This window comes from Borrelia hispanica CRI, assembly GCF_000500065.1.
Taxonomy (GTDB): Bacteria; Spirochaetota; Spirochaetia; order Borreliales; family Borreliaceae; genus Borrelia; species Borrelia hispanica.
In genome coordinates, this window is sequence record NZ_AYOU01000016.1 from 1 (window position 1) to 1,194 (window position 1,194).

Annotated in this window: 3 protein-coding genes; all 3 read right to left on the bottom strand. The window is 27.6% G+C overall.

What is annotated here, in order from left to right:
- On the bottom strand, positions 1–257 hold a 257-nt coding region (locus U880_RS0100440; RefSeq protein ID WP_024654333.1), incomplete at its 3' end, for a BlyB family putative holin accessory protein.
- Entirely contained in the window at positions 254–457 is a 204-nt protein-coding gene (locus U880_RS0100445; protein WP_038358551.1) for a BlyA family holin, read from the bottom strand. The genes U880_RS0100445 and U880_RS0100440, both read right to left, overlap by 4 nt.
- Positions 458–543: 86 nt before the next feature.
- The coding region (locus U880_RS0100450; RefSeq protein WP_024654335.1) for a DUF685 domain-containing protein at positions 544–1,194 on the bottom strand (651 nt) is incomplete at its 5' end.

The following is a 1,194-nucleotide window of genomic DNA, read 5'->3' on the forward strand; positions in this document are numbered from 1 at the left end:
TTGACCTTTTCTATAAATTTTTTTATTTTAGTTTGGATAGGTTCAATAGCCAATTTTATTTGTGGAGTTAAAGCATTGTCTAATATTTCCATGTTTTTAGTATAAATATGCTCATATTCCAAATAGAATTGGTGTAATAATGAGAATGCATGATTGTCACGTCTGTCAAAAGTAGCATCTTTAAAATTGAATAATGAATCAATTAAATTTGAGATTGCATTTAAAGATGCGTCTAAAGATTCTTTACTCAGTATCATATCTGACCCCCATCATTATTATCATTATTATTTTGTTTATTTTTGTTTTTAAATTTGTCTGTTAAGATATGTAATATATCTTTAAGCACAGGTTTAAGTAAGAGTACAGTACCCAAAATTAAACCAGAAATAATTAATAACTTAGTACCATCAATATCAAGTAAAAGTTGTATTAAATTATTTGTGTCAATGTCATTCATATGAGCTTTAACCTCTCCTTTGAAAATTTGTATTTATAACTATATAGCTAAAAATTAATTTTTGCTATAAATATAAAGATAATATTTTAAAGCTTAACAAGTCTAGGAATTGTGTCGTAATTTGTTGAGTATGAACGTTTTTGTATATACCAACCCTGAAACAAAGGGACAAAAGTATCTACTAAAGCATTTTTTGCACCAAGATAATATACTAATCCTTTGCCTGATTCACTAGCATATTGTGTATGTATTCGTTTTGCATACTTACTTCCTGATGCATTAATAGTGGCATCTACGACTATGTCTAAATAAATGGGTTTGTCATCATCAGATGAATAAAATCTTAATATAACATCTTTGTCTGAGTACTCTGAAGTCATATCTATGATATAGGCTCTTTTTCTAAGGTCGTATTCTGCAATTGAACTACTTGTAGTTCTGGTTTTTGATAAAGTGAAATCAGATGGTGGACCAAGTAAGTATTCAGGGATAGATGATTTTTGTAAGGTACCATAGCCATTTGTAGTAACAAAATAATCAGATTTATTTAGTCTGGAACTTGACATACTACTTGTAAGTCTGCTTTTTATTTGACTAAAAATATTAGAAATACTACTAGAATCGTCATTTAAAATTTTGGTAAGTATTTTACTATAAGCTTGTTCAATAAAGTTTTTATCATTAACAAGTTCTGTAGCAATAGTGCTTTTAATAACTTCTTTAAAATATTCAAGACC